Below are 14,955 nucleotides of genomic sequence, written 5' to 3' on the forward strand. Positions count from 1 at the left end.
AATATTTGTGTCGTTAATATTTTCTATTCTTTCGCTCACGCATTTTATTGGCTTGTCTATTGCCTTTGAATTTTTCTTTTTTAGGATTCCAATAGAGTGTTTCTCCTAGTTCATATGCAATATTTGCTGCGTTACAAACGGTAGCGGTTCTATGTCCAATTTCTGCAGTACAAATAGGTTGCTTTCGAGACTTTATCCCATCAATCCAATTTTGATAATGGTTGCCTTGGGATTTCATAATTGTTTTTTTATCAACATGTATGTTCGAAAGTAAAATGGATGCTGGTGTTGTTTCTAAATAACTACGGCTCACATCTATAGTACCTTCGGAACCGATAAAACGAACGCCCCAACCTCTACCAAAGTCTTCATGAACCATCTCGATACCATTTTCATAGAACATTTTTAAACCCCTTACTGCTTTTGGATCTGTTGGTGGTATAAACTTTACGGGACCAGAATGATCCATCCCTAAACACCATTGCGCAATATCAAACATATGTGCTCCCCAATCTGCAAGAATACCTCCTCCAGTTTCTTTGTAATCTCTCCAATCTGGATAGGTTTTTACTATTCTTGGTGCTATCTTATCATTGTAACCTAATAATGGAGCAGGACCGCACCACCTGTTCCAATCTATTCCGTTTGGTAACGGTTCCGTTGGTAAATCGTAGTTTTTTGCAGGATCACCTACGTTTACCAATACTTTTTTTATTTCTCCTAATTTACCTGAACTTACAATCTCTTGCGCCGTTATAAACTTAGCCCAAGAACGCTGCATGCTACCTGTTTGAAATATCTTTTTTGTTTTTTCGACAGTGTCAGCAATTGCTCTTCCTTCAACAATGGTATTTGTTAAAGGTTTTTCGCAATAGACATCTTTTCCTGCCTTCATTGCATCTATAGACTGAATGGCATGCCAATGATCTGGTGTAGCAACAACAACAGCATCAATATCGTTTCTTTCTAGCAATTCTTTATATTCTAAATAAGTACTAACACCTTTATAACTGTTTGCATTTCTATGTTTTGCATATAGACTCTCTAGTTTATTTTTAAAAAATTCTCTTTTAGAATTCCAAACCTCACTTCCTGCAACAATTTGTACTTCTGTATTGGAAAGAAATTTGTTTGACAATATATTTCCTTGCTTACCTAAGCCAATAATTCCTAAATTTATTTTGTCGCTAGGTGCTAAAAAACCTCTTCCTAAGACGTGTCTAGGAATAATGGCGATTGCTCCAAAAGCTAATGAAGTATTTTTGATAAACTTTCTTCGAGAAAAAGCTTGCGTATTTTTTTCTTCAATTTTAATTGATTTTTCACTTTTTTTCATTTTGATGATTTATTTAAACGAATTCTTTTGAATAGGAAATACCTTCATAAAATTTTGATTTACCTCCTTTTCTTAACACTCCTTATAATTATGTAAACTTTTATTCATTCTAAATTATGATTTTAGAAATACAATCAAACCATTTAAAATGAACAACTTAAATGCAAATTACGAAAGAATTTTGAAAGTTTTATTAGAAATAAAAAAAAATAACTGTCAAATTATTTAAAAAAAGTTTTTAAAGATGAGTTAATAAGTATAAACTTAAAGTCAGAATTTATTGATTTAAAGAAAGAAAATATTATTTAATAGATCAACAAATTTATATTTGATAAAAATATCAATACTACAATTAGTATTATTTACAATGTATAATAGGTGTTTTGAAATAATCAATAATTGTATTTTACGATTTTAATCTCTTTCAAATTCTAATTAGAAGTCAACGAATTCTAATTTATCAAATTTTAAGATAATTAAAATACTATTTTTGAGTTGTGTTTCTAAATGCACGACTATGAAAACAAAAAACATACTTTCAGCTTTCGTTATTTTTTTATTGATTTTTTCTTGTAAAAAGTCAGCAATAAAAACAGATAACATTTACAAATTCAAAGAATATATTAGTTACACAACTTCTGGAGTGGTTTCCGTAACTGAAAAAATCAATATAAATCTTGCCAAAGAAGTGGAAGGCTGGGAAGCAGATCAAGAAATTTCTGCGGATATTTTAGCGATAAAACCATTTGTAAGCGGAAAAATTAAAACGATAAATAAACATGCTTTTGTTTTTATTCCTGATGAGAATTTAGATGCAGATACAGCGTATTCTGTAACTTTAAAATTGAAGGAAATTTATAAAAATATTTCTCAAGTATTTAAAGAATATACATTTCAGTTTAAAACGATTACCCCAAATTTTAGCATTCAAACTAATAATTTACAATCTTATAATAAAGAATATCAATATTTAGAAGGTGTTGTAAAATCTGCGGATATTATTTCTTTAGAGCAAGCAAAGTTGCTGATAAATGCCAATCAAGAAGGAACTTCAAAAAGTATAGTTTGGAACGAATCATATCAAAAAAGTAAAATTTTCGAGTTTAAAATTGATAGCATTCAACGTTTTGTAGAAGATTCTAAAATCCAAGTTTCTTGGAGTGGAAAACCAATAAATGCAGATTCTAAAGGTGAAAATGAGATTGTAATTCCAGGTAAAAATAATTTCACAGTTTTAAGTGTAAAAGTCAATAATACAAGTGAACAATACATTTCTATCAACTTTTCTGATGCGTTAAAAAAACAACAAAATTTCGATGGTTTGGTTACTATCAAGAATGTAAAAGAACCACGATTTATTATCAACGGAAATGAGTTAAAAGTGTTTTCAGAAACGAAGTTCCAAGGCAATATTTTAGTGTCTATTTTTGAAGGAATAAAAAATTCTGATGGTTATAAATTGAAATCTAATTATACAGAAACCATTACTTTTCAGGAAAAAAAACCACAAATTAGAGCAATTAGTAACGGAACTATTTTGCCAAATTCTAACGATTTAAAATACAATTTTGAAGCAATTAATGTGAAGGAAGTAGATGTTAGAATCATAAAAATTTATGAAGATAATGTTTTGCAATTTTTACAAGAAAATAATATCAATAGTAATAATGAATATGCTATAAAAAAGGTTGGAAGAAGAGTTGCTAAAAAAACAATTACGTTAATTGACAGTAAAAAAAATAACACTCAAAAATGGAAATCGTATAGCATAGATATTTCTAAAATGGTGGTTACTGAACCTGGCGCAATTTATAGAATTGAGTTAAGCTTTAACAAAAATCAGACATTTTATAATTGTTCAGAAAGTACAGTTTCAACAAATATTAATGAGTTTGAAGACGAATATTTTTCAGCATATGACAATTTTAGTGAAATTGAAGATGAAGAAGAAAGAGAAGAATTGTATTGGGATAACAAACTATATCAATACAAAAATAATAGATACAATTGGCAGGAAAGAGACAATCCTTGTCACGATTCTTATTATAATAATAAGGGAATTACACAAAATTTATTGGCTTCCAATTTGGGAATCATCGCCAAAAAAGGAGCTGATAACTCTTACTTTTTTGCGATAACGAATATTTTAAACACAAAACCAGAAGCTGGTGCAACTGTAAAACTATTTAATTATCAGCAACAAGAAATACTGTCTACAAAAACAGATACTGAAGGTTTTACAACGGTTGAAACTCCAAAAAATGCTGCTTTTGCTATTGTTTCTAAAGGAAAGCATAAAGGATATATTAAACTTTTTGATGGTAATTCTTTGTCTTTAAGTAAGTTTAATGTTGCTGGTAGTAAAACTCAAAAAGGTTTAAAAGGATTTATTTATGGCGAACGTGGTGTTTGGCGACCAGGAGATTCTTTACATTTAACCTTCTTGCTAAACGATGCTGATAACCAATTGCCAAAAAACCATCCCGTAAAATTAGAAGTTAGAGATCCAAGTGGAAAATTAGTGTATAAAAAAGTGACTTCAGAAAACTTAAATAACTTCTACAAATTTACAGTGACTACTTTGCAAGAAGCAAAAACAGGAAATTATGCTGCAAAAATTTCTGTAGGTGGTGCAAAATTCTATAAGAATTTGAAGATTGAAACGGTAAAACCAAATCGATTAAAAATTAAAGTCGATTTTGATGATGAAATTCTATCAAGTAAAAACCCAATCAAAGGAAATTTAGATGTAAAATGGTTGCATGGAACACCTGCAAAAAATTTGAAAGCAGAAATTAAAGCAAAAATTTCAACAACAAATTACAGTTTTAAAAATTATGAAAGATATGTTTTTTCAGACCCGTCAAGAAAATTTTCATCAGAAGAAATCAATATTTTTGAAGGAAAATTAGATGCAAACGGAGTCGCAAAAATCAGCAGTAAATTAAAAATTGGTAAAAATGCTCCTGGAATGTTAAACGTTCAGTTTTTAGTAAGAGCTTTTGAAAACGGTGGTGATTTTTCGATTGATGCTTTTACCAAAAAGTATGCACCTTTTACTTCTTTTGTAGGTTTAAAATCGCCAGAAGGAAATCGATATGGTTCCTTTTTTACAGATGAAAATCAGACTTTTTCTGTAGTTTCTGTTGATGAACAAGGAACCCCAGTTCAAAGAGATGAAATTGAAGTAGAAATTTATCAAATTCAATGGCGTTGGTGGTGGAGTGCTGCTGAAGATAATTTATCTAAATATACCTCAAGCAGTTATAATAAGCCCTATAAAACGCTAAAATTAAGCACCAATTCAAAAGGAAAAGGAAGTTTTAATCTGAATATTCCAGAGGAAGATAAAGGACGGTTTTTAATAAGAGTTATTGATAAAAAAAGCGGACACGCAACAGGAAGAACTGCGTATTTCTATAAAAATTGGTGGCAAAATTCTACTTCTGGTGACAAAGAAGCTGCAAAAATGTTGGTTTTTTCTGCAGATAAAGAAATTTACGATGTTGGTGAAACTGCTAAAATTACATTTCCTTCAGGAAGTAAAGGTCGTGCGTTAATAAGTATTGAAAATGGTACAAAAGTGTTGGAAACTAAATGGATAAAAACTACCAAAGGAACCACTTCTGTAGAAATTCCTATCAATAAAAATATGACACCAAATGTATTTGTAAATATTTCTTTGTTACAGCCACATCAAGTTTTAGAAAACGATTTACCAATTCGTTTGTATGGTGTAATTCCGATTTTAGTTGAAGACAAAAACACCAAATTAGAACCACAAATTTCAATGCCAAATGAATTGCAACCGCAAAAAGAATTTGTTGTAAACGTTTCAGAAAAAAACAACAAACCTATGACCTATACTTTGGCAGTTGTAGAAGAAGGTTTGTTAGATTTAACACGATTTAAAACACCAAATGCATACACAACATTTTACGCAAGAGAAGCTTTGGGTGTAAAAACTTGGGATATTTTTGAGGATGTAATTGGTGCGTATTCAGGAAGTGTAGACCAGGTTTTTGCCATTGGTGGAGATGGAAATGTTGCCAAAGGAAAAAACCAAAAAGCGAACAGATTTAAACCAGTTGTAAAATATTTAGGACCATTTTATTTAGAAAAAGGAAAAACAAAATCACATAAAATTACCTTGCCAAATTACATAGGTTCTGTGAGAACTATGGTAATTGCTGGTGATGTGAATAATGAAGCTTTTGGGAATGCAGAAAAAGCAGTTTCTGTTAAAAAACCTTTAATGGTATTGGCTACGTTGCCAAGAAAATTATCGCCAAAAGAAAAGGTGACGTTGCCAATTTCCGTTTTTGCAATGGATAAAAAAGTGAAAAATGTTAAAATTCAAGTAAAAACTTCAAACGGAATTTCAGTTATTGGAAATTCATCTAAAACCATTAATTTTGAAAAACCAGATGAAAAAATGATGTATTTTGAATTAGACGTTTTAAAAGCAAACGGCATTAATACTGTTGAAATTATTGCGACAGGAAATGGAGAAAAATCAACATATAAAGTGGAATTGGATGTTGTAAATCCGAATCCGATTACATCAAAAATAATAGATAAAACTGTTGAAGGCAAACAAACTCGAAAGCTCAATTTTGAAACTTTTGGAGTAGAAGGTTCTAATACTGCAATTTTGGAGTTGTCTACAATTCCATCCATCAATTTTACGGGAAGATTAGCATATTTAATTCAATATCCTCATGGTTGTGTAGAGCAAACAACATCGAGTGTTTTTCCACAATTATTTTTGAATGATATTTTTGATTTGACTTCAGAAAAGAGACAGGAAATTCAAAGAAATATAGAAAAAGGAATTCAGCGTTTAGGAAATTTCCAAAAAGCAAATGGCGGTTTAAGCTATTGGATGGGAGAAGATTCTGTAAACGATTGGGGAACAAGTTACGCAGGTCATTTTTTGTTAGAAGCAGAAAAAAAAGGATTTGTTTTACCATTAACTTTTAAGAGTAATTTTATTAGATATCAAAAAAATGCAGCAAGAAATTGGCGTCCAAATTACAATAGGTACACAAGAGATTTAGCGCAAGCTTATAGATTATATACACTGGCTTTGGCTGGCAGCCCAGATTTATCTGCCATGAATAGATTGCGAGAATTTAAGCAAATTTCTAACGAAGCAAAGTGGCGTTTGGCTGCAGCTTATGCGTTGGTTGGCCAAAAAGAAGCAAGTGAAGAAATTATGCAAAAAGCGAATTTAAATTTCTCTGGGTACAATTATTATAATTACGGTTCTGTGAATAGAAACAGGGCAATGGCTCTAGAAACAATGCTGTTAACAAATAATAAAGAAGCAAAAGATATTGCTAAAAAAATAGCGAAAGAGCTTTCAACTAAAAGTTGGATGAGCACACAAACGACTGCTTTCTGTTTGTTATCTATGGGGAAAATGGTGGTTAAAAATGGCGGAAAAGCCATCAACATTAAATATACAAATGACGGGAAAAGTGAAGTTGTAAAAACAGAAAGTACGTTAGTTCAAAGAACGTTAAAAGTGAAGAAAGGTCAGAATTCTATCAATATTAATAATAACGAAAGTAATATCGTTTTTGCAAGAATTATAAATTCTGGAAAGTTGCCTTTGGGTGAAGAAATTCAAGAAAGTAGAGGTTTAAGCGTTTCTGTTGCTTATAAAGATTTGAAAGGCAAAACGATTAACATAAATAATTTAAAACAAGGTCAGGATTTTGTGGTAAAAATTACAGTAAGCAATCCGAAAAATGAAACGCTAAAAGATGTTGCTTTGACGCAAATTTTTCCATCAGGATGGGAAATTGTAAATACACGTTTTACAGATTTTGGAACGACTGCAAAAAGCGATGCACGTTACACAGATATTAGAGATGATCGCGTTAATTTTTATTTCGATTTGAATGAAGGTAGAAAAACTTCAGAAACAAAAACATTTACAGTTTTGGTAAATGCGGCGTATTTAGGGACCTATTATTTACCAGGAATTCAGGTCGAAGCGATGTATGACAATGATTATCTGGTGAGAACAAAAGGTGGTTGGATTGAGGTGATTAAGTAAAATATTGTCATTGCGAGGAACGAAGCAATCTCTTAATGATAAAGTTCGAGTGTCATTCCGAAATGAGCCTTTTTCGGCGATTGAGGAATCTACAGAATTATCTAAAATTTGAGATTCCTCCTCATTCTTCGTTCGGAATGACATTCGAATTTAAAATATAAAACGTAAGAATTGAATATAAAAAACTACATAAAACGTCATAAAAAGAAAACAATTTTCATTGTTATTCTGATGATTTTCTATGCTTTTTGTTTGCCAAAAGAATTATTTATAAAACCAACTTCAACAGTAATTACAAGTAAAAATAATGAATTATTGGGCGCTTTAATTGCAAAAGATGGTCAATGGCGTTTTCCATATAATGATGCTGTTCCAGAGAAATTTAAAACCTGTTTAATTCAGTTTGAAGATGAACATTTTTATAAACACCCTGGTTTTAATCCAGTGTCAATTTTTAAAGCTTTCAAACAAAACTTACAAGCAGGAAGTGTAAAAAGAGGGGGCAGTACAATTACGCAACAAGTAATTAGATTAAGTAGAGATAACAGAAAAAGAACGTACTTCGAAAAACTAAAAGAATTAGTTTTAGCAACACGTTTAGAATTTAGAGCATCCAAAGAAAAAATTCTTACTTTTTGGAGCTCAAATGCGCCTTTTGGAGGAAATGTTGTGGGTTTAGATGCCGCTTCTTGGCGTTATTTTAATCGGAAATCTGCTGATTTATCTTGGTCGGAATCAGCAACTTTAGCAGTTTTACCGAATGCGCCAAACTTAATATATCCAGGAAAAAATCAACAAAAATTACTGGTAAAAAGAAATCGACTATTGAAAAAATTACTCATAAAAAAAGTAATAGATTCGCTGACTTATGAATTGTCAATATTAGAAAAATTACCACAAAAAGCATATTCAATTCCGCAAATTGCACCACATTTATTGCAAAAAATAAACAAACAGAAAAAAGGCAAATTCGTAAAAACTACCATTGATAAAAGATTACAAAACCAAGCAAATACAATTGTTAAAAATCATTACAATCAGTTAAGTAAAAACGGAATTTATAATATTTCTGTGTTGGTTTTAGATGTAAAAACAAGACAAGTATTGAGTTATGTTGGGAACTCACCAACAGATAAAAAGCATCAAAAAGATGTGGATGTAATTGACAAACCAAGAAGTACAGGCAGTATTTTAAAACCTTTCTTGTACGCTGCAGTGTTAGATAGTGGAGATTTGTTGCCAAATACTTTAGTTGCAGATGTTCCCACAAATTTTGGAAGTTACAAACCAGAAAATTTCGACAAAAAATATGCTGGCGCAATTTCAGCAAAATTGGCATTATCAAGATCTTTAAATGTGCCAACGGTTAGAATGTTGCAGAGTTTTGGTTTGGAGAAATTCCATCATTATTTGCAAAAATTACAGTTAAAAGATTTAAAAAAGAATCCTAATTATTATGGATTAACTTTAGCTTTAGGTGGCGCAGAAAGTAATTTGTGGGATTTATGCAAAAGCTATGCTTCGTTAGCATCTACAATAAATCATTATACCGAAAATTCGAGTAGATATTTTACAAACGAGTTTTTTGCACCCACTTTTTACGCTGATGAAAAACTTGATTTTGGATCAACATCATCAGAAAAAATACTATTTGATGCAGCTTCCATTTACTTAACTTTTGAAAGTTTGAAAGAAGTAAACAGACCAAATTCTGAAGAAAACTGGGAGTTTTTTGATTCGTCAAAAAAAATTGCATGGAAAACAGGCACAAGTTTTGGTTTTAGAGACGCTTGGGCAATTGGCACTACTAAAGATTTTGTAGTGGGTGTTTGGGTAGGAAATGCAGATGGAGAAGGAAGACCAGGCTTGGTTGGCGTGCAAACTGCAGCACCAATTTTGTTTGATATTTTTGATAAATTACCCAATTCAGAATGGTTTGAGAAACCTTTTGACGAAATGACTCAAGTTGAAATTTGTACAAAAAGTGGTTACAGAGCAACTGAAATTTGCACAAAAAAGAAGTTAGAATTTGTCCAAAATTCAGGGTTAAAAACCAAGCCTTGTCCTTTTCATATTTTGGTAAATGTTGATGCTTTAGAAAATTATCAAGTAAATACTTCTTGTGAGAATTTGAGTAACATTAAGCAGAAATCATGGTTTGTGTTACCGCCTTTAATGGAATATTATTACAAAAGTAAGAATCCGTTTTATAAACCATTACCAAAATTTAGAAATGATTGTTTAGGAGAAAATAAAAATAGTATGAAATTTATTTATCCATCAGAAAAAAGCACTATTTTTTTACCTAAAGATTTTGATGGAAAAAAGAATGAAATTATTTTAAAAGTAGCACATTCAAATAAAGAAATAATGCTGTATTGGTATCTAAATAAAACTTTTTTAGGAACTACAAAAGAGCTTCATGAATTTGCTATAGATTTAAATAGCGGGGATTATAAAATTTCTGTAACCGATAGTTTCGGCAATGAAATAAAACAACAAATTAGTGTAAAAGATTAATGTTCTTAAAGTTAGATAATTGTCAATCATCGAAACGAAACGACCATTTATCGAAAAACTCAATTAAAAACGATATTTCAATTGTATTTTTGTCAAACAAATTAATACTACTTTAAATGATGTTTTTACAAATTTTACCACCAGAAACAGTTGCAACTTCAAGTATTTTTGACACTCATTTACTATTTATAATCTTAGGGTTGGCAATAGGAGTTTTTGCAATCATAAAAACAGCCAAACTTCTTAGTAAAATTAAAGTTTCTAAAACAGCAGAAAAACCGAGTTATACATCTTAGAGAATTAGAATTTTCTTAACAGAAAATTACACAATTTTCTTCATCTTTGTAAACTGCATAAATTATTCTTTGCAGATACTATTTAACAAATCATTAAATTATTTTTTTAAAAGTAATCTTTAATGATTTTTTAATTTACAAAAATGAAGATTTATCCTATAGAAACAGGAAATTTTAAATTAGATGGTGGTGCAATGTTTGGTGTTGTTCCTAAAACTATTTGGCAAAAAACAAATCCTGCAGATTCAAAAAACTTAATTGAAATGAGCATGCGTTGTATGCTTATTGAAGATGGCGATCGTCTAATTTTAATAGACACGGGTTTGGGTGCTAAACAATCAGACAAATTTTTTGGCTATTATTATTTATTTGGAGATTTTTCTCTAGACAGTTCTTTAGCAAAACACGGTTTTCATAAAGACGATATTACAGATGTGTTTCTAACACACCTTCATTTCGATCATTGTGGAGGTGTTATAACATGGGATTCGGGTAAAACACTTTTAAAACCTGCTTTTAAAAATGCAAAATTCTGGTCTAATGACAACCACTGGAAATGGGCAACAGATCCAAATCCAAGAGAAAAAGCCTCTTTTTTAAAGGAGAATATCAATCCTATTAAAGAAAGCGGACAACTGAACTTTATTCATAGAAATGCCATAGATCAAATTGGTTTTGATGTATTGTTTATGGACGGTCATACCGAAAAACAGATGTTACCCAAACTAACATATCAAGACAAAACCATTGTTTTTATGGCAGATTTATTACCCACTATTGGGCACATTCCTTTGCCTTATGTGATGGGTTATGATACCAGACCTTTATTAACAATTAAAGAAAAAGCAGCTTTCTTAAATGAAGCTGCAGATAATAATTACTACCTTTTTTTAGAGCATGATGCCTTCAATGAAATTTGTACAGTGCAGCATACAGCAAAAGGAGTTCGATTAAAAAACACCCATAAATTTACAGATATATTTAATTAAGAAAAAGAAAATAAACAGAAATGAAAGTATTAAAACCAATTATGTATACAGCGGTTGCTGGAATGTTATTAGCAGGTTGTAAATCGTCAATAAATACAATTCCAGTTCCAAATGGAGCGGATACCGTAATTAATATTCCTGCAAAGAAAGGTAAATTATCAGAAATTGAGGTTCAAACTTGGAGTCATATGGATCTGGAAACAGATTCTATTCCTGGAATGAGTATTGCAAAAGCATATCAATTTTTAGAAGGAAAAAAAGGAGTATCTATTATTGTTGGGATTGCAGATTCTGGCGTAGACGTAGAACACGAAGACTTAAAAAATGTTGTTTGGATCAACCCTAAGGAGGTTGCGGGAAATAATAAAGATGATGATAGAAATGGATATACAGATGATGTTCATGGTTGGAATTTCTTAGGAAACAAAGACGGCAAAATTGTAAATGCAGACCAATTAGAAATCACCAGGATTGTAAAAAATGGAATGGATAAATTTGGTGATAAAAATGCTTCTGAAATTGCTGATGCTGATAAAGACGAGTTTCAACAATATTTAAAATTAAAAGAAGTGTTTGAAGCGAGAGAGGCAGAAAAAAAGACGGAAATTGAGAATCTAAAAAGTACAACAGAAAGAATTCGTCAAATAGAAAACAATTTTAAAGACGTTAAAGAATTAGCAGGTACAGAAAATTTAACGGTAGCTATTGTAAAGAGTTTAAAAGCAACGGATGATAAAATGGCTGCAAAGATTGCAGATATTTCTGGCATGTTGCAAAGAGGAATGACGGAACAAGGTTTACAAGATTATAAAAAACAACTTTCTAATTACCTAAAATCTCAAGAAAAAGGGAAAAGTTATGATTTAGATTTTGATGCACGTCAAACTTTAGGAGACAATTTATATGATATTACGGATAAATACTATGGAAACAATAACGTAATTGGTTCAAAAGATTTAGAAAGTCATGGAACACATGTTGCTGGTATTGTAGCCGCTTCTCGAAATAATGACAAAGGTGTAAATGGAGTCGCAAATAATGTAAAAATTATGGCGGTAAGAGTTGTGCCAGATGGCGATGAGCATGATAAAGATGTAGCTTTAGGAATCCGTTATGCGGTAGATAATGGTGCAAAAATTATCAATACAAGTTTTGGAAAAGCATATTCGCCAAACAAGCAATGGGTTTACGATGCGATTAGATATGCCGCTAAAAAAGACGTTTTAATTGTAAATGCAGCAGGTAACGATGGAAAAAATATTGATATTGTAAAAACATTTCCGAATGATTCTGAAGATTTGGCAAACGAAATTTCAGACAACGTGTTAACAATTGGTGCTATGAGTTTACATTATGATGAAAAATTACCTGCAGGTTTTTCGAACTACGGAAAAATGAATGTGGATGTTTTTGCGCCAGGAGTAGATATTTATGCAACCATGCCAAAAGATGAATATGCACCAAATAGTGGAACTTCTATGGCGGCACCTTCTGCAGCAGGAGTTGCAGCTTTGGTTCGTTCGTACTACCCAAAATTATCTGCGAGTCAAGTAAAACATATTTTAATGAATTCTGGGACTAAAATTAATTTTGAAGTAATTAAACCAGGTTCACAATCTCGAGAAAATCCAGATGGCGAAAAAGTTCCATTTTCAGATTTATCTGTTTCAGGTAGAGTTGTAAATGCGTACAATGCCTTAAAAATGGCAGATAGAATTGTAAACGGCAAATAAAAATATAAATACTGTTACGCGGAGTCGAAATCCATTCAAACCATCATTTAGTTTGAATTCTTGACTCCGTTCAAATAGAAAAAATTATTTTAAATAATTCTTATTACTTTTATACTTAAATACAATCAATCAATAACATGAAAAAATTTCTACTTTTAAGTCTTGTCGTTGCTTTAATCTCTTCTTGTTCGCAAACAAAAGAAGTAAGCTATCAACAAAAAAATAATGCTAAGTTTACAACCTATTGGCAACAACATATCGATTATTCTATGTATATTGATATGAATGTAAATACCTATCAATACAAAGGAACGCAGAAAGCTGTGTATACCAATAACTCGCCAGACGAATTAAACAAAGTTTACTACCATTTATATTTTAATGCATTTCAACCAGGTTCTCAAATGGATGTAAGGTCTTTAAACATTAAAGATCCAGACAGACGTGTTAGAGATCGAATTAGCAAGTTACAACCCAATGAGATTGGTTATATAAAGGTGAATTCATTAAAACAAAACGGCACAGCAGTTACTTATGAAACTGTGGGTACAATTTTAGAGGTTACTTTAAACAAACCTATTAAATCTGGCGAAAGTGTAACCTTAGACATGATTTTTGATGCACAAGTTCCTGAGCAAATTCGTCGTTCTGGAAGAAATAATAAAGAAGGTGTTGCCCTTTCTATGGCCCAATGGTATCCTAAAATGGCAGAATATGATGTTGAAGGATGGCACACACCACCTTATATTGCTAGAGAATTTCACGGAGTTTGGGGTAATTTTGATGTAAAAATTTCAATAGATCGGAATTATGTACTTGGTGGAACAGGATATCTACAAAACCCACAAGAAATTGGTCATGGGTATGAAAATAAAATGAAACCTTTAAATGTGCCAGATACAGACAAATTAACTTGGCATTTTAAAGCACCAAATGTGCATGATTTTATGTGGGCTGCAGACCCAGATTTTAACCACGATATTTTAAAAATGCCAATCGGAATCAATTTGCACTTCTTGTACAAAAAAGATTTAGAAGCAGAATATTTAAGGAATTGGAAAGATTTACAATCTCCAACAGCAGAATTAATGGCGTATTTTAGTAAGCATATTGGAAAATATCCTTATAAACAATACTCAGTAATTCAAGGTGGAGATGGAGGAATGGAATATGCAATGTCCACTTTAATCACAGGAAAACGTAAATTTGGAAGCCTTTTTGGAGTTACAGCACATGAAATGGCACATACATGGTTTCAGTTTTTATTAGCTACAAATGAAAGCAAGCATCCTTGGATGGATGAAGGATTTACTTCTTATATTTCTTCAAAAGCTTCCTATGAAATTATGAAAAGAGGAGATAAAAATCCAAATGCAGGACCGTATAGAGGTTATAATTATTTGGTAAAGAATAATATCGAAGAACCGTTAAGTACCCACGCAGATAGATATAACACAAATGCTGCTTATAGTACAGGTAGTTATGGTAAAGGAAGTATGTTTTTATCTCAGTTAGAATATATTATTGGGGAAGAAAATACTGCAGCAGGGCTTAAAAAATATTTTGAAGATTTTAGTTTTAAGCATCCAACACCAAATGATGTAAAACGTTCTATGGAAAAAGTGTCTGGAATTCATTTAGATTGGTATTTAAATGAATGGACACAAACAGTTCATACCATCGATTATGGCATTAAATCGGTTGATGGAAATAAAGTGACTTTAGAGAGAATTGGACAAATGCCAATGCCAATAGATTTAGAAGTAACGTATACAGATGGTTCTTCAGAGAGTTTTAATATTCCTTTAAGAATGATGAGAGGAAACAAACCCACTTCTGCAACTATTTTAGAAGACTGGGCTTGGGCAAATCCTATATATTCTTTTACAACAGCTAAAAATATAAAAGCTGTAGAAATTGATAAAAGCAAGTTAATGGCAGATATTGACTTAGATAATAATCAGTACAACGTCGATTAGTTGGATGTATATTTTCTATAAAAAAAGCGAGGTTT

The 14,955-nt window shown here is 31.2% G+C and carries 7 protein-coding genes; 6 read left to right on the forward strand and 1 reads right to left on the reverse strand.

Annotation, left to right across the window (positions count from 1 at the left end; all coding sequences use genetic code 11):
* Window positions 1–13: 13 nt before the first annotated feature.
* On the reverse strand, window positions 14–1,336 hold the full coding sequence (locus tag Q0998_RS15645; RefSeq protein WP_299671496.1) for a Gfo/Idh/MocA family oxidoreductase: 1,323 nt from the start codon (window positions 1,334–1,336) through the stop codon (window positions 14–16).
* 517 nt (window positions 1,337–1,853) lie between these two features.
* On the opposite strand from Q0998_RS15645, the gene Q0998_RS15650 reads away from it, so the two are divergent.
* From Q0998_RS15650 to Q0998_RS15675, 6 genes are all read left to right on the forward strand, one after another.
* Window positions 1,854–7,403, forward strand: a complete 5,550-nt coding sequence (locus tag Q0998_RS15650) for an MG2 domain-containing protein (protein WP_299671499.1) — start codon at window positions 1,854–1,856, stop codon at window positions 7,401–7,403.
* 231 nt (window positions 7,404–7,634) lie between these two features.
* On the forward strand, window positions 7,635–9,923 hold the full coding sequence (gene pbpC, locus Q0998_RS15655) for a penicillin-binding protein 1C (protein ID WP_299671561.1): 2,289 nt from the start codon (window positions 7,635–7,637) through the stop codon (window positions 9,921–9,923).
* Window positions 9,924–10,039: 116 nt separating this feature from the next.
* Complete coding sequence (locus Q0998_RS15660) at window positions 10,040–10,219, forward strand: hypothetical protein (protein WP_299671501.1); 180 nt, start codon at window positions 10,040–10,042, stop codon at window positions 10,217–10,219.
* Window positions 10,220–10,362: 143 nt separating this feature from the next.
* Window positions 10,363–11,208, forward strand: coding sequence for an MBL fold metallo-hydrolase (locus Q0998_RS15665; protein ID WP_299671503.1), 846 nt, complete (start codon window positions 10,363–10,365; stop codon window positions 11,206–11,208).
* A 20-nt stretch (window positions 11,209–11,228) separates the two neighbouring features.
* Entirely contained in the window at window positions 11,229–12,941 is a 1,713-nt protein-coding gene (locus Q0998_RS15670; RefSeq protein WP_299671506.1) for a S8 family serine peptidase, read from the forward strand.
* Between the two features lie 137 nt (window positions 12,942–13,078).
* Window positions 13,079–14,920 carry a M1 family metallopeptidase gene (locus Q0998_RS15675; RefSeq protein WP_299671508.1) on the forward strand — a complete coding sequence of 614 codons (1,842 nt, stop codon included), beginning with the start codon at window positions 13,079–13,081 and terminating at the stop codon, window positions 14,918–14,920.
* The last annotated feature ends 35 nt before the right edge of the window (window positions 14,921–14,955 follow it).

This window comes from uncultured Polaribacter sp., from assembly GCF_947501385.1.
Taxonomy (GTDB): Bacteria; Bacteroidota; Bacteroidia; order Flavobacteriales; family Flavobacteriaceae; genus Polaribacter.